Origin of the sequence: Mesorhizobium sp. B4-1-1, from assembly GCF_006439375.1 — a bacterium.
Taxonomy (GTDB): Bacteria; Pseudomonadota; Alphaproteobacteria; order Rhizobiales; family Rhizobiaceae; genus Mesorhizobium.
In genome coordinates this window covers 153,470-171,266 of the sequence record NZ_VFTH01000004.1, presented here as the reverse complement: position 1 = coordinate 171,266, position 17,797 = coordinate 153,470, and the positions used below count along the sequence as shown (strand labels likewise).

The window sequence follows — 17,797 nt, the reverse complement described above, 5'->3', positions numbered from 1 at the left end:
ACCTGAACGCCAGTCCCATCAATCGGCGCGTCTGCTCTCCAAGTGCGGCATTTGCACGAACAGGCCGGCATTCAGGCTGCTGTCAGCTTTCGGTCGCAGGTTTTCGGCATCGGAATCAACCGATGGAGAAAACCGATATGAGGACAATCGTCCTGACCGCGCTGGCGCTGGGCCTGGCTGGGCCAGCCTTCGCAGCAGACCGATGCAACGTGCCGACCGACCAGTGGCAGCCGCGCGAGGCATTGCAGAAGAAGCTGGAAGGAGAAGGCTGGAAGGTCCGCAGCATCAAGACCGAAAACGGCTGCTACGAAGCCAAGGCGGTCGACGCCAGCGGCAAGAGGCTGGAAGGCGTGTTCAATCCCAAGACGCTGGAGTCGGTCGGCGCCGATTCCGACGACGGTTGATCGCCATGAACGCCACTCTTTCGACACAGGAAACCTCGGTCAGGGTCTGGAGCTCCTATGTTCGCCTCTTCCACGGGTCGCTGGTTCTGTGCGTTGCCGTGGCGTGGCTTTCTTCCGGGGAAATCATGAAGGTGCACGAACTGGCCGGCTATTGCGCCGGGGTTCTGATCGCCTCGCGGCTGGTCGCAGGATTGGCCGGGTCGGGATATACGCGCTTCGATCAATTCGTGCGCGGGCCGCGCATGGTGCGATCGTATCTCGCCGACGTGGCGCATGGCCGTGAGAGGCGGTATCTCGGCCACAATCCTGCTGGCGGCGCCATGGTGCTGGCGCTTGTGATTTGCATCGCGGGAATTGCGCTGACCGGATGGATGCAGACCACCGACGCCTGGTGGGGCGTGGCCTGGGTTGAGGACATGCACAAGGCTTTGGGCAATGGTATCCTGGTGCTGATCGGCCTTCATGTCGGCGGCGTGGTTCTGGCAAGCCTGCGCCATGGCGAGAACCTGGTTCGGGCGATGGTCACCGGCCGGAAGCGCGCGCCGTCGCCGGAAGACGTTGCCTGACGAATGAGGCTGGAGAATGCAAAGGGCGCCGCGTGGATGTGGCGCCCTTTGCGTCCTCAAGACGCGTGCTTCATGTGCTCGTCCTGATCGACCCGCCCCGAAAACTCGCGCCTGTACCGCATCGGCGAGGTTCCGAGCCGCGCGGCGAAATGCTGGCGCAGCGACGTGGCGCTGCCGAAGCCGGCTTCGAAGGCCACCATGTCCATGGACTTGTCCGTCTGCTCCAGCACCCTTTGCGCCAGTGCCACGCGCTGGTCGGCGAGCCAGTCGCCGAAACTGGTACCGACCGACTTCTGGAAGCGGCGCGTGAAGGTACGGCGCGTGAGGCCGGCCCTATCGGCGACGCTGTCGAGACTGTGCGTTTCGCTGAGCGTTGCCCGCACCTGGTCGAGAGCACGCGTGAACCGGTCCGCGTTCGGCGTCGGCGCAAGCGGGCGCTCGATGAACTGTGCCTGCCCGCCTTGCCGGTGCGGTGAGAGCACGACATGGCGGGCAAGCCGAAGGGCGGCCTCCGCGCCATAGCGGGCGCGCACGATGTGCAGACAGCAGTCGAGCCCGGCGGCGACGCCAGCCGAGGTTATGATGTCGCCGTCGTCGACATAGAGCACGTCGGCGTCGATCGCGATCTCAGGATGAAGCGCCTGCAACTGGTCCGTATAGGCCCAGTGGGTGGTTGCCTTGCGCCCGGCAAGCAATCCGGCGCCGGCAATGGCGAAGGTGCCGAGGCACAAGCCCACGATCAGCGCGCCGCGCCGATGCGCGCGTCGCAGCGCATCCTTGAACGGCGCGGCCAGCGGAGCCTCGAGATCCCTCCAACTCGGTATGATGACGATGTCAGCCTCGTCGAGCGCGGAAAGTCCATGCGGCACCAGGATGCTCAGCCCGGCATCGGTATGAATGGGCCCCTCCTCCATCGCGCAGACGCGGAAGTCGAAGCGCGGCAGCCCAAGCTCGGTGCGGTCCGCGCCGAACACCAGGCACGGCACGGAGAGATGAAACGGGCTGATGCCGTCGAAGGCGACGGCGGCGATGATCGGGTTCCTCATGACAAATCTCGTTCCGTTGAAAGTCGAATGTCCCAATTCTTTCGAATGATGTCAATCGGGTCACTTTCTGAAGCCGAACCAGCCGACTAGTTTTGGCCCATCAACACGATCGAAAGGAACCGCCATGTCAGCACAAGCCACCCAGCCACGCCGCGCGCTTGTCGTCGTCGATGTCCAGAACGACTACAATGGCGGCAATCTCGCCATCCAGCATCCCCCATTCACCGAGACGGTCGCCAATGTTGCGCGCGCCATGGATGCCGCCGCGGCGGCCGGCATCAAGATCGTCGTCGTCAGGCAGATGGCGCCCGAGACCTCGCCGATCTTCGCCAAGGGCAGCCATGGCGGCGAGCTGCATCCCGAGATCGCCAGGCGCGGTCGCGATCACTATGTCGAAAAGATGCTGCCTTCGGCCTTCACCGGCACGGATCTCGAAGCCTGGCTGCGCGCCGACGCCATCGATACGATCGCGGTCGTCGGTTACATGACCCACAATTGCGATCTGTCGACCATCATCCACGCTGTTCACATGGGCTTTGCCGTCGAGTTCCTTTCCGATGCCAGCGGCTCGGTGCCCTATGCCAACAGCGCCGGCTATGCATCGGCCGAGGACATCCACCGGGTGGTGAGCGTCGTCTTGCAGTCGCGCTTCGCCGCGGTGCTGAAGACCGCCGAGTGGATCGACTGCCTGAAGACCGGCGCCCTGCCTGAGCGCGACACGATCTATGCATCGAACCAGCGTGCCTTGCAGCGTAATGCCGCGTAGCTTGAACCGCTCTCGAACGGCAAGGCGCCGCCAGGATGCGGCGCCTTTTTCTTGGCGCCCGGAACCAAGCTCGGCGGCGAGGTGACCGGCATAGGCTTCAGCCTGTTCACCTTCGCTTTCCTGTTCGGCTTCAGCCTCGATATCTTCTTCGCCATGCTCGACCAGTTCGTCTCGATGTCGGTCGCCAGCATCAAGAAGTTCGGCTCGCCCACGGTGGCGTGAAAGATGCGAAGCAAAAAAGGGCGCCGCGGTGAGGCGGCGCCCTTGGTCGTTCAACTCGAACGATGTTTAGAAAAGACCCTCGATCTGGCCGGCCTCGTTCAAGAAGATCTTTTCCGAGGACGGCGCCTTGGGCAGGCCGGGCATGGTCATGACCTCGCCGCAGATGATGACGACGAAGCCGGCGCCGGCCGAGAGCCTGACCTCGCGCACCGGCACGGTGTGGCCGGTCGGCGCGCCGCGCAGGTTCGGGTCGGTCGAGAACGAATACTGGGTCTTGGCCATGCAGACCGGCAGATTGCCGTAGCCGGCTTCTTCCCACGCCTTGAGCTGATCGCGCACCGACTTGTCGGCGATCGCCTCCGAGCCGCGATAGATGCGCTGGACGATGGTGTTGATCTTCTCGAACAGCGGCATGGCGTCGGGATAGAGCGGCGCGAACTGGGAGGCGCCGGATTCGGCGAGCGCCACCACCTTGTTGGCAAGGTCCTCGATGCCGGCCGAACCGTTGGCCCAATGCTTGCACAGGATCGCCTCTTCGCCCATCGAGGCGACATAGTCCTTCATCGCCTGGATCTCGGCGTCGGTGTCGGAATAGAAGTGGTTGATGGCGACAACCGCGGGCACGCCGAACTGGCGGATGTTCTCGATGTGGCGGCCGAGATTGGCGCAACCCTTCTTGACCGCCTCGATGTTTTCCTTGCCGAGGTCTTCCTTCTTGACGCCACCATTCATCTTCATGGCGCGCACCGTCGCGACGATGACCGCCGCGGACGGCTTCAGCCCCGCCTTGCGGCACTTGATGTCGAAGAACTTTTCCGCGCCGAGGTCCGCGCCGAAGCCGGCTTCGGTCACGACGTAGTCGGCGAGCTTCAGCGCCGTCGTGGTGGCGACGACGGAGTTGCAGCCATGCGCGATGTTGGCGAACGGGCCGCCATGCACGAAGGCGGGGTTGTTCTCCAGCGTCTGCACGAGGTTGGGCTGCATGGCGTCCTTCAACAGCACCGCCATGGCGCCGTCGGCCTTGAGGTCGCGGGCATAGACCGGCGTCTTGTCGCGACGGTAGGCGACGATGATGTCGCCGAGGCGCTTTTCCAGGTCCTTGAGGTCGGTGGCCAGGCACAGGATCGCCATCACCTCAGAGGCGACGGTGATGTCGAAGCCGGCCTCGCGTGGAAAACCGTTGGCGACGCCGCCGAGCGAGCAGATGATCTCGCGCAGCGCCCGGTCGTTCATGTCCATGACGCGGCGCCAGACGACGCGACGGGTGTCGATGCCGAGCTCGTTGCCCCAGTAGATGTGGTTGTCGATCAGCGCCGAGAGCAGATTGTGCGCGGTGGTGATGGCGTGGAAGTCGCCGGTGAAATGGAGGTTCATGTCCTCCATCGGCACGACCTGCGCCATGCCGCCGCCGGCAGCGCCGCCCTTGACGCCGAAATTCGGGCCGAGCGAGGCTTCGCGGATGCAGATGATCGCCTTCTTGCCGATGCGGTTCAGGCCATCGCCGAGACCGACGGTGGTGGTGGTCTTGCCTTCGCCGGCCGGCGTCGGGTTGATGGCGGTGACCAGGATCAGCTTGCCGTCCTTGTTGCCCCTCACCGACTTGATGAACTCGGCCGAGACCTTGGCCTTGTCGTGGCCATAGGGCAGCAGATGCTCGTTCGGAATGCCGATCTTAGCGCCGATCTCCTGGATCGGTTTCTTCTTGGCGGCGCGCGCGATCTCGATGTCGGACTTCACTTCGGCCATGACGGCTTTCCTCTGGATTGGGCGGTGGAAGGGACGGTTTTGATCATCTTTGCATGTTCGAGACGCCGCACGGGCGCAGGGGTGTTTTCTAACCCTGTCGCTGCCGCGGCGTCAACTTTCATGCAACTAAGTTTCCTGCAAAGAAAGAATATTGCTGTTCCCGGTGCGACCCTGTCCGGGTCCTTCGACCCCGGTCGTTTGCGGCGTATAGAAGCCAGAGCGAAGGCCGTTCCGCCGTCTCAAAACAGCCGCTGAATACGCGAAAAGCGACAGAAGCGGCGGCGCAAATCCACCATCCCTGTCTTGGCCGAAGAGGCTGCTACTGCGTCAGCACGTTGCTGATCTCGACCATGTTGGAGCGCACCCGCAGGATGTAGAAGCCCATCGTCGTCAGATGCGTCGGCAGGAGCCAGCCATCCTCGCGGCCATTGGCGATGATGAAGGGCTGGATGCGCAGCGCCGAGACGAATTGCTGGTCCATCGTGTCCCACAGACTCTGGAGGTGCTTTTCCTTGATCACATCCTCGAAGTCGGCCTGGGCGCCCTTCATCAGGCCGTAATAGGCGTAGAGCTGGCCATAAGCGAACCAGAAGCGGTCGTCGGCGCGGGTATCGAACCAGCCATTGTTGTGGTTTTCGGCGCGTTCCTTGAGGATGGCCGAGGTCGAGCCGATGTCCGAAGCGATGCGGTCGATATATTGCTTCAGATTGTCGGCGCGGGCGTCGAAGGTCGCCTGGCAGGTGGCGAGACGGGCGTTGAAGGAGCGCAGCTTGCGCACCGCATCGCGATAGTAGCTCGGCGTCGGCGTCTTGGGCCCGAACGGATTGAGACCGAAATACCAGGTGTATTCGTCAAACTGCAGATTGCCGCGCGCGTCCTGCAAATCGGCGTCGATCTGCGAGGTCGTGCGCACGCGGCCGAGATTGTCGGCAAGCTCCGTCGCGGTGCGCCGCACCGCCTGGTTGATGCCGCGCTGGAAGGACGCCTTGTTGTCCATCCAGGGCGTGTCGTCCCAATCGATGCCGAACAGGCCGAGCTTGTAGAGGATCATCGACGAGATCCAGGCATTCTGGTTGACGTTGAAGTCCGTCAGATCGGCGGCAACCTGGGCGATGGCGGAGTTGCCGCAGGTCTTGGCCGTATCGGTGCCGCTGCCGGCCGAAACCTGCTCGCCCGCCGACACGTTCCGCTTCTCGAACGTGTAGGTGTCGGGATAGTTCGGGTTGAAATTGTTCCACCACTGGGTAGCGTAGAAGAAATTGGCGTAGAGGCCGATCAGCACCAAGAGGGCAAGACCGACCACGGCCTTCAGAATCCAGCCGCGTTGCCCGTACCAGCGGCCGACCCACATGAACGGCCACAGGATGACGCCGATGACGAAGCCGATGCCGCGGCCGATCCACTGGAATATCTGGGTAAAGAAGTTCACGATCGGGTCGAGCATGGCTGTGGCACCCCTTAGCACGATGTCAAAAAGTTGCAGACTTTTTGGATAACATCATGCGCCAAAACAATAAGTTAGAACGAAATGACGGTTCATTTCGTTCTAGTCAGTCAGGCCGTAAAGGCGCGCGCGGAACGCCGCCTTGTCCTTCAAATATGTGGTTTTCAGAACGTCCACAACATCGCTTCTCCAGGCGTCGCTGAAGCCGTCATAGTCCTTGTAGAAACCCGGCTTGTTGAAGACGTAACGCGAAACGAAGTCCTGCGGCACGAAATCCGAGATCAACTGGTTGGTCAGCCAGGCATCGGGGTGGTCGGGCTTGGCGCGCACGACCAGGAATCGCTGGCGCGGCGGCACATCCTCGATCTTGAGATGGCCGAACTGGGCGATTTCGCGCTTGGCGGCATTGAGGAAGGGAAAGTTCCCGTCCTGGGCGATCAGGTCGGCATGGCCGTGGATCCAGGTCTGCAGCCACACCTTGTCGACATCGGTCAGATTGCGGTTGGGCTCGGCGTCGCGGATCAGCGCGCGCACGACCATCTCTGCGCGATGCTCGAGATAGCCGGAAGCCTCGATCCAGGAAGCGCGCGGCAGGTCGAGCCGGCCGGTGGCAGCCAGGAAGCGGAACACCTTGTCGGCGTCGTTGATCGACAGATAGCTTACCTGCCAGGGACGCGAGCGGCGGAAGCCGGGGGCGGCCGGATCGCTGATCACCGTCGTCATATCGGGGTCGACGAAGACGTAGAGCCCGCCGAAATGGCTGGTCCAGTAAGCGTTGTGACGGAAGATAACCTGGTCCGGCACCAGCGCGTTCTCGCGGATGTCGCCGCAGACCTTGGCGAGATCGACCATGCGCTGAAGCATGGCGTTGTCGCGCCAGGCGTCGGGCTCCTGCTTCAGCCGGTCGACCAGCTTGCCGAGCTCGGCCGCCTTGCCGAGCACGTCCTCGGCCGACAGCACCTTGAACTCGACCTGGTTGATCGACAGCAGGTCCTCGATGTCGTTGACCTTGGGAACCGAGTCCTCGATCTCGCCGTAGATCACGTCCTTGATGGTCAGCGCGTCGATGGCGCGCTGGTTCTTCGACATGAACTCGAACATCAACTGCGAGGTGTTGGAGAAGGCGGTATGCACCACCGGCAGGTCGATCTGCGACGGCGTCAGGATGATGAAGCGGCGGTTGACCTCGTTGGGGTCGAGATAGTCATAGTCGCCGCATTCCTCGGCGATCTCGGGTGAGAAGCCGGTGCGGTCGATCTGGAAGCTTGCGAGCTTGGTAGGCTCGAGGCCGAAGGCGGCAAGCGCCTTGTTGTAGCGCTGGATGAGGTGCGGCTCGTCGATGGCGAGCAAGCGGCCGTAGATCAGCTCGTTGTCGCGCAGAAGATCGGGCTTTTTGGCGTGGGTCATTCTTCCTTCTCCCCGTTCACGGGGAGAAGGTGCCCGAAGGGCGGATGAGGGGCGGCGCCGACGTTCATCATCCCTGCTCCGAGGGTGCGGCCGGCAGAAATTTCGCATCGACACCGATCATTTTGCGATCCAGCCGACCATCCAGGGCTGCAACAATTGTGTCCAGCACGCTCGAAAGGCCGGTCAAAACATCCGCATGCCATACTCTCAACACCGACCAACCGTTTTCGTTCATCGTCTCGTCTCTGTATCGATCCCTAGATCGACCGGCATGTTGGCTGCCGTCGACCTCGACGACCAGATTGGCTTCACGGCAAGCAAAATCCGCGAAATAGGGGCCAACCGGCAGTTGGCGAACAAATTTGTAGCCGTTCAATCGCCGTCCTCGCAGTTCATGCCACAGCCGTTCCTCCGCATCGTTTTCGACTTTCCGAAGCTGACGGGCTCTCGCAACCTTTGGCCCATTTTTGCCACGCATGGCGCTGCCCCTCATCCGCCCTTTGGGCACCTTCTCCCCGTAAACGGGGAGAAGGAAAAGATCACCAAAGCCCCTTCTTCTTCAATTCTTCCATTTCCCGCGCGGCGCGCTCGCGCAGCCTTGCGTCGCGCAGGAGCTTCTCCACCGCGGCATCGTCGGACTTGTCGGAATAACGGAACTCGGAATCGGCGTAGCGGTTGATCTCCTGCATGACCATGTCCATCGAGAATGGTCCGCGCAGTTCCTCGATCATCGCCTTCTTGTCGTCGTAGCTCTTGTGCATGAAGGCTTCCGGCTTCTCGAACCAGTCGTCCGGCAACTCGATATCCATGGCGCGCATCTTGATGGCATCGGTGACGTTCTTGATCGCGCGGCCGGTGAAGCGCGGCTCGGCGTCCTTGATCATATGCAGGTAGGTGCCGACATCGGCCATGGTCTTGGGCGCGCCGTTCTCCTTCATGTAGCGCTCATAGACCTCCATCAGCCCGTCTTCCTGCGGCTTTTCGTGCTCTTCATAGGCCTCGCTTACCGCGCGCTGGATCTCCTGCGCCGCATAGAGTTCGTGCTCACCCAGCGGGATCTTGTGGTTCCTGCCGGCGAGCAGCACGAAGATGTCGATATAGTCGTCGCGGGTCTGCGGGCCGTCGACCACCCATCGCGCGCCGGCGCGCTGGCGCAGCGCATCGTCGACATTTTCCGGATAGTTGGAAAACATGCCGAAGGAGCAGTTACCGCGCACCACTGTGGATGCGCCGGCAAAGGCGTCCATCAAGACGCCGGTGATCTCCTGCTGGCCGGCCGAGGCGCGGTCGTCGGAACGGCGCGCCGCCACCTGGTCGATGTCGTCGATGGTGCCGAAGCCGATGACGCGCGGATTGAGCACGTTGTTGATGAACTGGCGGCAGTTCTGGCCCGACTTGCCCTGATAGGACGAGATCTGGTCAACGCCGAAATTCTCATAGGCGAACGGATAGCCGGCGACCTGACAGTAGCCATTGACGAGGCCGGCGATCATCTGGATCAGCGTCGTCTTGCCGGTGCCCGGCGCGCCGTCGCCGATGAAGGTGAAGAGGAAACCGCCGAGCTCGACGAAGGGATTGAGCTCACGCTCGAAATCATAGGCCATCAGCATCTTGGCCAGTTTGACCGACTGGTATTTGGCGATGTGGTTGCCGACGACTTCCTCCGGCTTCTTGAAGGTCATCACCAGCGGCTTGGATCGTTTGCCGGGCGCGACGTCGAAGCCGTCGAGGGTGAAATCGTCGATATCGATGCGGATATGCGCGTTCTCGAACGGGCCGATGCCGTCGAAGCGGCCCTTGCGCGCCAAGAGCCCGTCGATGGCGACTCGGGCAAAGGCCCGCGCCCGCGTCATCAGGTCCGCATCGTCCTTCGAGCCGGCGATCGCCTTGTCGAGGCCGGCGACGATCGACTTCACCGCGTCCTGCGGGGTGTCGAACAGGAAGTCTGGTTCGGGGCTGTCGTTCGGCGCCTCGCCGTCGCTGTCGATCAGCTGGAACAGGTAGGAAGCGAAGCTGAAGGCCGATACGTAAGCCGAAGCCGACAGAAGCTTCTTGAACCTCGCGGCTTCGTCGCCTTCGAGCGGCGCGCGGACATTCCTTGCCTGCAGGCTTTCGAGGTCGGAGCCTTCGGCGAAGACATCCGATATGGCGAGCGCGATCGCCAGGCCGCGCCGGACGCGATAGAGCAGCGTGTGCTGCGGGATGCTCATCAACTGGTCGTCGGGGTGGATGGCCGCGACCGTCTTCGACAGCTCGACCTCGCGCGTGCGGCGCACCGAACCGACCGACACTGTCGAGACGAAGCGTCGGTTGGTGCCGGCAAGCGCGGTGCCGGATTCGCGCGAGGGGTCCTCCAGCACGACGATGCGGGTGATGAAGCTCTGCGCGGTCGCGCGGTGCTTTTCGATTGCGGCTTCCGAGATCGTTGTCAGGCCGGTGTCCATGAAGGATGCTCCGCGGTTTGACGGTCAGACGTCGCTGATGACCTGTCCGTTGGACAGGATGTGGACCTTGTAGCCGGAAAAGATCTTTTGCGCCTCACCCGCGGCATAGAGCGCCTGGTAGGCCTCGTGCGGGATCAGCGCGTGGTTCTCGTAGCTCGACACGCCCTGGCGCGCCGCTTCGAGGTCGTCGGTGTTGATGAAGAATTCCTGCGTCGTTTTCTCGCTGGAGAACAGGCCCTTGCGGCCGGGTTTCTCGGCCTTGGAGAAGACCTCCTGGATGGTCCAGGTGAGCAGCCAGGCGTTTTGCGGCTTGCGCACCTTGGCCAGCACCTCGGTCACTGTCGAATTGTTGTCGGTGATGCCGGTCGAGTAGAAGGGTCCTAGCACCACGCGCCGCAGCTGCTTGGGATGCAGCGGCTCGAAATCCTTGTCGAGATTGACCGCGATCGTCGCCGGCGAGAGCGTATAGGCCGAGTTCTTCTCGGTGAAGTCGTCGAAGCGGTGCGCAAGCTCGGGGTTGAGCAGGCCGTCGACGGGAAGCGGAATATCGACCTTCTCGTTCAGCTTGCCGTTCACGTCGACCAGCTGGCGCACCATGTTTTCGGAGGAGTCCTCCACCGTCACCATATAGACCAGCGGCAGGTTGGCGCTGCCGTCGAACGTCGCCCAGTGAACGAGATAATAAGGCCGCATGGTCTTCGGGTTGACCGAGACCTTGGCTGTCTGCGCCAGGGTAAACGGACCGAAGGTCGCCTCGCTCTTGACGTCCTCCAGATAGAGCCGCTCGGCCATCGATTTCTGCAGCGCCTCGGGAAACTCCTTGTGGCGCAGGATGAAGTCGGCCATCTCCTCGCGTAGCTCACCAGCCTGTGGGATGTTGGCCAAGCGGGCATCGGCCTGCTGGCGGTCGTTTTCCAGCTCGAGCAGGTTCTGGAAAACGGGATAGCCGCTGTCGGCGCGCGAAATGCGAAACGTGTCCATAAAGCCCAGCCGGTTGCGCCAGCAGGCAAAGGACTTGTCCAGCCGCGCGATATACTCCGCGACGATCCTAGCGACGATGCCGTGCCGGTAGAGCGGCGAGCGGTCGTCGCGCATGAACACTTCCAGCCCGCTCAGCGCCGCCGTGATGGCGGAGAAATAGCGTGCTGCCGCGTCGTTTTCAGGTGTCATGTGGCTGCCGTGGAAATGAAGTCAGCGCCGCCGCCTACGACTGCACGTAGTTTGCCGAATTGTGCTTCTTCATCACATCGTCGAAGCGGCGGGCGAAGGCATCGTCGGCGAGCTTCTTGCGGCGCTGGATGTCGGCGCTGGCGACCATGTTCTTCTCGTGCATCTCGAGCAGGTCGCCGATGTGCTTCTGCGAGGCGGCACCGATGCCGGCCATCGTCTCCTCGGCGGTGTTGTCGACCTGTCTGCCCAGAGTGTTGATCTTGTGGGCGACGTCCTGCTGGGCGGCGGTCTTCAGCGAATCTTCCAGCGCCTTGTACAGCACGATGCGCTGCTCGGTGTCGATCGTCAGCTTGTTGATCAGCGTCGACTGCGCGGCGATCTGGTTGTTGAGCGAATCGACGAAGGTCTGGAACATCGAGGTGTAGCGCTCCAGGGTCTGGCTTTCGGCCAGCAGCTCCTGTTCCTTGGCCTGCTTTTCGTTGTATTCGGTCGCCATCTTCGAGCGTTCACCCTCTAGCTCGGTGCGCTCCTTCTGGGTCGTCGAGGCGGCGATCTTGTTTTCGATATCGAGCAGCTGAGGGTTCAATTCCTCGATGCGCTTCTGCACCGCCTCGAGGTTGGTCATCGTCACCTTGCGGCGCTCGATAACCTGGGACAGGCTGGTCTCCGAGGTCTTGTAGCGCTGGTCGAGGACCTGCTTTTGCGCTTTCAGGATGCCGACAATGGTGTCCGACTTCGCCAAAAGCTCCTGCAGATTGCCGGCCAGCGACATGTTGCGGACGCGCTCGGTGCGCATGCGCTGCTTGCGCTGCGCCGAAAAGACGCCGACGAAGTTTTCCCAGCCGGTGTAGTTCTTCATGCTTTCGAATTCGGCGCCGAAGACGTTGGTGGCGTCCTCCAGCCCGATGATCAGGTCGGCGATGTTGCCTTCCATGACCTTCTGCTGCTTGAGCACGTCCTCGATGCGGGCGTTCTCGATGTCGAAATTGGCGTCGCCGATCTTCTTGTCGGCCTGGGCGAGCGTGTCGAGCACGGTGCCGGACTGCTCGATCTTGGTGCGCATGTCCTGCACGACCTGCTTGGTCTTGGCAATTTCGGCATCGAAATTCTGCAATGTCGCCATTGGGGCCTCCCGCTTCGGCATCCGGTTCCGTGTCGTGGCGGCGAATATATGTGGGGCTTCAGGGGATTGAAAGAAGGAAGACAGGAGAAGCGTCGAAACAAAAGAATTGGTTGGATCCTTGAAAGGCAAGGCAAGCATACGCATGGCGACCATTAAAGGGCATCGCCGCCGAACAGCTTCAGCTTATATGCCTTAAGCTATTGTTTTCACGGATGGCCAAGGCGATGAACCAGCACAGGCAAATCTCTGGCGCCGGCGGCAATACCGGCTTCTTCCTTCCAACATCGATCAGGGTTTGGGGTCGGCCTTGAGATAGGCAATCACGTTGGCGATGTCTTCATCGCTGGTCAGTCCGGTGAAGGCCATTCTGTTGCCTGGAACCTTCTGCTTGGGCGCCTTGAGATATTCGGCAAGATTGGCTTCGTCCCAGATGAGACCCGCGGCGCCGGCATCCTTCATGGCTTGCGAATAATGGCTTGCGAAGCTTTCAGCGGAGCCGGCCTTGCGGCCGACGACGCCCATCAGATGCGGGCCGACCTTGTCGCGGTCGCTTGCCGCCTCATGACAGGCGATGCAGCGATTGAAGACTTTCTTGCCCAGAGCCGGATCGCCATCGGCATGCGCTGCAAGGCCGCCGGCAAGCAGGAAAAGAGCTGTGGGCGAGATGGCTCGAAACATGGCGGGGTCTCCGGCTGGTTCTGGCTGGGCTGGAAATTAGGGCGCCTGCATTAACAAGGCAGCATAGTTCGCGCGACGACGAGATTGCGCCTGATGCGGCCGCCTCGTCCAGATAGCCGCAATCAAGCCTGTTGGGCCAGATCGCGGCGCAGGAAGTCGCTCAGCCGCTCAACGGCTGTCGTCGTCGACAACGGGTTGCGCAAGATGCCAATCTCGAGGTCCGGCAGTCCTGGCAGCCCCTCATTGGTGCTCACGCTCGGCGCTGCCCTGCTTTACGCGGTGGCGACGATCCTCGCCAAGGGTCTCGGACAACAACGCGCCGCGGTCACGGTGCTTTGCCAGACACTTGTGGGTGTCGTGATGCTCGCCCCGTTCGCCGACATCGGTCATCCCATGCCGCCGGCATCGTGGGGCTGGCTGGCAGGGATCGGCATCCTGCCTACGGGCATCGCCTATGTGCTGATGAATTCGGCCTTCCCACGCTTGACGACGCCGGTGATCGGCATCGTCACCTTCATCTATCCGGTCGTCGCCATCATCATCGACTGGGCTTTGTATGCGCATCCGCTCCGGCCGGCGCAGGCCGCCGGCATTGTGCTGATTGCGCTGGCGACACTCGGCGTTCGGCTTGGCTGGCGGTTTCCTGTACGGCCTGTCTCCGTCGCCTGAAGCAGCTCAGCCGCTCACAAAGCCGATGAAGTCATCGGGCGCAGCCCTGCCCATCTCCTCTTCCCAATGCCGGCGGCAGAGGGAGACATAGACATCCTTGCCGATCGCCACCTGTTCGCCCTGCTTCGCCACCTTGCCGTCGGGCCCAAGGCGCACCACCATCGTCGCCTTGCGTCCGCAACGGCAGATGGTGCGCACCTCGCGTAGGTCGTCGGCGATGGCGAGCAGCGCTCGCGAGCCCGGGAACAGATTGCCCCGGAAATCGGTGCGCAGGCCGTAGCACATGACCGGAATACCCAGGCGGTCGGCGATGCGGGCGAGCTGCCAGACCTGCTTCTCCTCGAGAAACTGCGCCTCATCGACGAAGATGCAATGCACCGGGGCATGCCGGTGGTGCTCGGCGACCCGGGCAAACAGGTCGTCGCCGCCGCGGAACATCTCGGCCTCGGATTCGAGGCCGATGCGCGACGAGATCAATCCGGTGTCGCCCTTGCGGTAAAGGCCGGCGACGAACAGCATCGTCGACATGCCGCGTTCGCGATAGTTGTAGGATGCCTGCAAAAGCATGGTCGTCTTGCCGGCGTTCATCGTCGCGTAATGGAAATAAAGCTTGGCCATAGGTGCTTTTAAGCCGACTTGCCGCCGTGCGGGGAGAGGGCACCGGCTCCGTCCACCAAAAACTCCCTGCCGTTCAAAAACTCCAGGTCGCTCAAAAGGGTGTCATGTCGCTTAATGACCAGCGCGCGCCGTTCATCGTGATGTTGAACCGCTTGAAACGACATCAAAATGGTGTTTGGCTGACGAAACAAGGCGGGCGCAAGAACCGTGACTTCGCTTTGCCTCGAGAATCTAATGGGAGAAAGTTCATGTCGCGTATGAAATCTTTCGTCGCGGGCCTCGGCCTCGCGGCGCTTCTGTCCACGACCGCCGCCTATGCCGGCGATCCTGCGAGCTGCAAGGCGGTTCGGCTCTCCGATGTCGGCTGGACCGACATCCAGGCCACCACGGGGCTGGCCTCGGTGCTGCTCACCGCGCTCGGCTATGAGCCGCAAGTGATCCAGCTCTCGGTGCCGGTGACCATGGCTTCGCTGAAGAACAAGGACCTCGACGTCTTCCTCGGCAACTGGATGCCGTCGATGACCAACGACATCAAGGACTACGCCGCCGACGGGTCGGTCGAGACGATCAGCACCAACCTGACCGGTGCCGGCTACGGCATCGTCGTGCCGACCTATGTCGCGGATGCCGGCGTCAAGACGCTGACCGATCTCGGCAAGTTCAAGGACAAGTTCAACGGCAAGATCTACGGCATCGAGGCCGGCAATGACGGCAACCGCATCATCCTCGACATGATCAAGAACCCGAAGGACAACCTCGAAGGCTTCGAACTGGTCGAGTCGTCCGAAGCCGGCATGCTGACGCAGGCCGAGCAGTCTATGAAGAACAACGAGTGGATCGCCTTCCTCGGCTGGACGCCGCATCCGGTGATGGGCGCCATGAAGATCACCTATCTCGACGGCATGGGCGATAGCGGCTTCGGCGCCGCCACCGTCTATACCAATGTGCGCAAGGGCTACACCACCGAATGCCCGAACGCCGGCAAGTTCATCGCCAACCTGAAGTTCAATCTCGACATGGAAGGCGAGATGATGGACGCGATCCTGAAGGGCGGCGACGCCCAGACGGTGGCGACGGACTGGCTGAAGAAGCATCCTGACGCGGTCGCGCCCTGGATTGCCGGGGTCACCACTTTCGACGGCGGCGACGCGGCCGCTGCCGTCAAGACCGCGCTCGGGAGCTGAGCCGGCTTTGAGTCCGGAATGATCATCGGGAAGAGGGCAGCCAGATAGAAAAGGCTGCCCTTTTTCTTAAAGCGCTCCGCACTTTAAGTCTCTGTTTTTACGCATGTCATTTTCCCAAAACCGCTGCACACTTTTGGGTGACATGCGTTAAGCTGCAAGAAGCTGACCGTACGGCAAGTACGGCGACGCCGAGAGGGGAAGATGGATCCGATTTCGAAATTCCTGACCGACTACAAAATCCCCATCGGGCCGTGGGGCAAGGCCTTCTTCGGCTTCCTGACCGACAATTTCGACACCATCTTCCGGGCGTTTTCAAACGGACTGAACTTCATTCTCGACGGGGCAGTGGATCTGCTGCTGATGGTCCCGCCCGTGCTTCTGGCGCTGGTCATCGCGATCATCGCCTGGCTGCTGCAGCGTTCGCGGCCGCTCGCCATCGGCGTCTTCCTGGGTTTGATCTTCATCATCAACCAGAATCTGTGGAAGCAGACGGTGCAGACGCTGGTGCTGGTGGTTGCGGCCGCCGCCATGGCCATGGCGATCGGCGTGCCGCTCGGTATCTGGGCCGCGCACAAGCCGAAGGTCTACCGGGTCATGCTGCCGGTGCTCGACCTGATGCAGACGCTGCCGACCTTCGTCTACCTGATCCCGGTGCTGACGCTGTTCGGCCTCGGCAACGCGCCCGGCCTCATCGTCACCATCATCTTCGTCATCCCGACAGCCGTGCGCCTCACGCATCTCGGCGTGGTTTCAGTGCCCAAGGCGATCGTCGAAGCGGGCGAGGCGTTCGGCGCCACCAAGCGCCAGCTTCTGTGGAAGGTGGAGCTGCCGTCGGCGCTGCCGACCATCATGGCGGGCCTGACGCAATCGATCATGCTGTCGCTGTCGATGGTGGTGTTCGCCGCCCTGATCGGCGCCGGCGGCCTCGGCACTGAAATCAACCGCGCGCTGGGCTCGCGCCGCATCGATCTCGGGCTTGAGGCGGGACTCGCCATCGTCGTGCTCGCCATCGTGCTCGACCGCATGACCCGCATCGGCGTTGGAGGCAAGAAATGACCGTCGCGGTTGATTTCAAAAATGTGGACATCGTCTTCGGCGCCGATCAGGCAGGTTCGCTGGCGATGATCGACAAGGGCGCTACGCGCGCCGAGATCCTGGAAAAGACCGGTAACGTGCTGGGTTGTGCAGGCGCCAGCCTCACCGTGCATGAAGGCGAGATCTCGGTGCTGATGGGCCTGTCCGGCTCCGGCAAGTCGACGCTGCTGCGGGCCGTCAACCGGCTCAATGTGGTGTCGCGAGGCCAGGTGCTGGTCAAGGACGGCGACCGCACCGTCGATGTCGTCACCTGCGACGAGGCGACCTTGCGGCGGTTGCGCCAGAGGCAGGTGGCCATGGTGTTCCAGCAGTTCGGCCTGCTGCCATGGCGCACGGTCGAGGAAAATGTCGGCTTCGGCCTCGAGCTTGCAGGCGTGCCGGAGGCGGAACGCAAGGCGCGCGTGCAGAAGCAACTGCAACTGGTCCATCTCGACCAATGGTCGAAGAAATACGCCCATGAGCTTTCGGGCGGCATGCAGCAGCGCGTCGGTCTTGCACGCGCCTTCGCCACCGAGGCGCCGATCCTGTTGATGGACGAGCCGTTCTCGGCGCTCGACCCGCTGATCCGCACCAAGCTGCAGGATGAGTTGCTGCAACTGCAGGCCGAGCTGAAGAAGACCATCATCTTCGTCAGCCACGACCTCGAGGAGGCGCTGAAGATCGGCAGCCATATCACGATCATGGAAGGCGGCCGCATCGTCCAGACCGGCGCGCCGGAAGACATCGTTCTGCGGCCTGCGAACGACTATGTCCGCGACTTCATCGCCAACGTGAACCCCTTGTCGGTGCTGACGGCGTGGAACGTGATGCGGGATCGCCGCGACCTGGAGCAGGGCGACAATGGCTGGGTGTGGCTCGACCGGCGTAAGACGACGCGCTTCAAGATCGACGACCACGGCTTGGTGGCCGCGGCCGAACGCGACGGCAAACCTGCGGTGTGGGTCTCCTGCGCCGATGTCGAGCGTCAGCCGGAGGAAGGGGCCCAGGTGTTCTGGGCCAATCCCGGCACGCCGCTGAAAACGGTGATGCTCGCCATGCACCGCTCGCAGACGGCGCCGGTGGCGCTGTTCGACGAAGGCTCGCGCTTCGTCGGCGCGATCGGCATCCGCGACGTGCTGAGCGCGGTGCTGCGGCGGTAGGGTTTCCAGCCTTTTGGATGGGCAAGCGGTCTCCCGCTGGCGGGCACCTCGCGCTTGTTCTAGACTGGCCGACAGC

Annotated in this window: 18 protein-coding genes; 8 read left to right on the top strand and 10 right to left on the bottom strand. The window is 62.3% G+C overall.

Annotation, left to right across the window (positions count from 1 at the left end):
• Window positions 1-137: 137 nt before the first annotated feature.
• Together FJW10_RS07625 and FJW10_RS07620 are read left to right on the top strand one after the other, a co-directional pair.
• Complete coding sequence (locus FJW10_RS07625) at window positions 138-404, top strand: PepSY domain-containing protein (protein WP_140827798.1); 267 nt, start codon at window positions 138-140, stop codon at window positions 402-404.
• Window positions 405-409: 5 nt separating this feature from the next.
• A complete protein-coding gene (locus tag FJW10_RS07620; RefSeq protein WP_140899558.1) occupies window positions 410-970 on the top strand; it encodes a cytochrome b/b6 domain-containing protein in 561 nt (186 codons plus the stop codon).
• Between the two features lie 56 nt (window positions 971-1,026).
• On the opposite strand, the gene FJW10_RS07615 is transcribed toward FJW10_RS07620, so the two are convergent.
• Window positions 1,027-2,016 (bottom strand): helix-turn-helix domain-containing protein, encoded by a 990-nt coding sequence (locus FJW10_RS07615; RefSeq protein ID WP_140899556.1) that lies wholly within the window; start codon window positions 2,014-2,016, stop codon window positions 1,027-1,029.
• Between the two features lie 124 nt (window positions 2,017-2,140).
• Between FJW10_RS07615 and FJW10_RS07610 the strand changes: the two genes are divergently transcribed.
• Window positions 2,141-2,782, top strand: coding sequence for a cysteine hydrolase family protein (locus FJW10_RS07610; protein WP_140899554.1), 642 nt, complete (start codon window positions 2,141-2,143; stop codon window positions 2,780-2,782).
• Window positions 2,783-2,833: 51 nt separating this feature from the next.
• Entirely contained in the window at window positions 2,834-3,004 is a 171-nt protein-coding gene (locus FJW10_RS30355) for a hypothetical protein (RefSeq protein WP_181177446.1), read from the top strand.
• 66 nt (window positions 3,005-3,070) lie between these two features.
• Here FJW10_RS30355 and FJW10_RS07605 read toward each other — a convergent pair whose 3' ends face one another.
• From FJW10_RS07605 to FJW10_RS07570, 8 genes are all read right to left on the bottom strand, one after another.
• Window positions 3,071-4,750: a formate--tetrahydrofolate ligase gene (locus FJW10_RS07605; RefSeq protein WP_140827808.1), complete on the bottom strand. Its 1,680-nt coding sequence runs from the start codon at window positions 4,748-4,750 to the stop codon at window positions 3,071-3,073.
• Between the two features lie 319 nt (window positions 4,751-5,069).
• Entirely contained in the window at window positions 5,070-6,194 is a 1,125-nt protein-coding gene (locus FJW10_RS07600) for a DUF2333 family protein (protein WP_140827810.1), read from the bottom strand.
• Between the two features lie 102 nt (window positions 6,195-6,296).
• Complete coding sequence (locus FJW10_RS07595) at window positions 6,297-7,601, bottom strand: DUF6638 family protein (protein ID WP_140899553.1); 1,305 nt, start codon at window positions 7,599-7,601, stop codon at window positions 6,297-6,299.
• A gap of 67 nt (window positions 7,602-7,668) precedes the next feature.
• Window positions 7,669-8,079 (bottom strand): DUF559 domain-containing protein, encoded by a 411-nt coding sequence (locus tag FJW10_RS07590; RefSeq protein ID WP_140899551.1) that lies wholly within the window; start codon window positions 8,077-8,079, stop codon window positions 7,669-7,671.
• Window positions 8,080-8,140: 61 nt separating this feature from the next.
• The gene (locus FJW10_RS07585; protein WP_140899549.1) at window positions 8,141-10,045 is read right to left on the bottom strand and encodes an ATP-binding protein; all 1,905 of its coding nucleotides are present in this window, start codon (window positions 10,043-10,045) and stop codon (window positions 8,141-8,143) included.
• 24 nt (window positions 10,046-10,069) lie between these two features.
• Entirely contained in the window at window positions 10,070-11,215 is a 1,146-nt protein-coding gene (locus FJW10_RS07580) for a hypothetical protein (protein ID WP_140899547.1), read from the bottom strand.
• Between the two features lie 34 nt (window positions 11,216-11,249).
• The gene (locus FJW10_RS07575) at window positions 11,250-12,338 is read right to left on the bottom strand and encodes a hypothetical protein (protein WP_140899546.1); all 1,089 of its coding nucleotides are present in this window, start codon (window positions 12,336-12,338) and stop codon (window positions 11,250-11,252) included.
• 288 nt (window positions 12,339-12,626) lie between these two features.
• Window positions 12,627-13,016 carry a cytochrome c family protein gene (locus FJW10_RS07570; protein ID WP_140827823.1) on the bottom strand — a complete coding sequence of 130 codons (390 nt, stop codon included), beginning with the start codon at window positions 13,014-13,016 and terminating at the stop codon, window positions 12,627-12,629.
• A gap of 204 nt (window positions 13,017-13,220) precedes the next feature.
• Between FJW10_RS07570 and FJW10_RS07565 the strand changes: the two genes are divergently transcribed.
• The gene (locus FJW10_RS07565; protein ID WP_246674151.1) at window positions 13,221-13,685 is read left to right on the top strand and encodes a DMT family transporter; all 465 of its coding nucleotides are present in this window, start codon (window positions 13,221-13,223) and stop codon (window positions 13,683-13,685) included.
• Window positions 13,686-13,691: 6 nt separating this feature from the next.
• On the opposite strand, the gene FJW10_RS07560 is transcribed toward FJW10_RS07565, so the two are convergent.
• Window positions 13,692-14,303 (bottom strand): thymidine kinase, encoded by a 612-nt coding sequence (locus FJW10_RS07560; RefSeq protein WP_140899542.1) that lies wholly within the window; start codon window positions 14,301-14,303, stop codon window positions 13,692-13,694.
• Window positions 14,304-14,551: 248 nt separating this feature from the next.
• On the opposite strand from FJW10_RS07560, the gene FJW10_RS07555 reads away from it, so the two are divergent.
• The 3 genes from FJW10_RS07555 (at window position 14,552) to choV (ending at window position 17,721) form a co-directional block, all read left to right on the top strand.
• Window positions 14,552-15,487, top strand: coding sequence for a choline ABC transporter substrate-binding protein (locus tag FJW10_RS07555; protein WP_140899540.1), 936 nt, complete (start codon window positions 14,552-14,554; stop codon window positions 15,485-15,487).
• A 201-nt stretch (window positions 15,488-15,688) separates the two neighbouring features.
• A complete protein-coding gene (choW, locus tag FJW10_RS07550; RefSeq protein WP_140546562.1) occupies window positions 15,689-16,543 on the top strand; it encodes a choline ABC transporter permease subunit in 855 nt (284 codons plus the stop codon).
• A complete protein-coding gene (gene choV / locus FJW10_RS07545; protein ID WP_140899538.1) occupies window positions 16,540-17,721 on the top strand; it encodes a choline ABC transporter ATP-binding protein in 1,182 nt (393 codons plus the stop codon). Before choW ends, choV begins: the two co-directional genes overlap by 4 nt.
• Window positions 17,722-17,797 lie beyond the last annotated feature (76 nt).